1 protein-coding gene is annotated in these 1045 nt (G+C 39.7%); it reads left to right on the plus strand.

What is annotated here, in order from left to right:
• A partial coding sequence (locus tag Q8M88_RS11005; RefSeq protein WP_305597203.1) for a TonB-dependent siderophore receptor occupies positions 1–1045 on the plus strand: 1045 nt, incomplete at both ends.

Raw genomic sequence — 1045 nt, forward strand, 5'->3', positions numbered from 1 at the left:
CTCTTCAAAAAAAATTATTGAAGAAATAATTTTAACAGAAAACGCAGTAAAACTTGGCGAGGCAATTGTTACAGCAAGCTCATATGGCTCCGAAAAAGAAAAGGGATTAGTGGTAAGCCGCATTGATGTTCTTACAACACCCGGAGGAGCAACAGATATTTATCAAGCGCTTAAAACAATGCCCGGCATTACTCAGGTTTCGGAAAGCGCTGAACTTTATGTGCGCGGCGGGGATCCCATAGAAACAATTACTATGATAAACCAATCTGTTATGTACCATCCATTTACTTACGAATCCGCGTATGGTGGAATTTTTTCAAACCTCAACCAAAGCGCGGTTAAGTCTATGTACTTTACAAGCGGCGGTTTTTCTGCCAAATACGGAAATGCGTTATCCGGCGTGCTCGATATAGAAACCAAAAATCAACCGGAAAATACGCGCGCTAGCGTGGGTCTCTCCATCGCCAGCGGAAATGTTACGGCAGAAATAGCGATTGATCCAGAAAAATTCGGAATATACTTCGACGCAAGGCAAAATTTTACTAAACCAATATTTTGGCTCAACGGTGGTTTGGATAGGTTGACAGTTACGCCGAATTCGAAAAACTTTACCGGCGGGATGGTTTATAATTATTCAAAAACCGGAAAGCTGAAACTATTTACTATTTATGCCGATGATGAACAGGGCGTAAAGGTGGACCGCTCTGAATTTAGTGGTGCGTTTAACGGTAATTCCCAAAATTCATTTATTAATTTGCAAAACACGGATGTTTTGTTTTCGGACTTAATAATTAAGAACAGTATATCTTACAACAAATATTCAAATTTATGGCGACTCGGAATTCTCGATATAGTTAAAACAGATTATGTTTATTCGTTCCGAAGCGATTTTGAATTTGTTTCTGGAAGCGGAATAAAAATTTTAGGCGGCGCCGAAGCGGAAAGCCGAAAAGTAAAATTTGAAGGAAGAATTCCCCTAGAGGATTATGATATTAGACTGGAAGCGCAATCCAAAATAATCAATTCAGAATTTGGCGGCTCGCGT

It is taken from the genome of Phenylobacterium sp., from assembly GCF_030693805.1.
Lineage (GTDB): Bacteria > Pseudomonadota > Alphaproteobacteria > Caulobacterales > Caulobacteraceae > Phenylobacterium.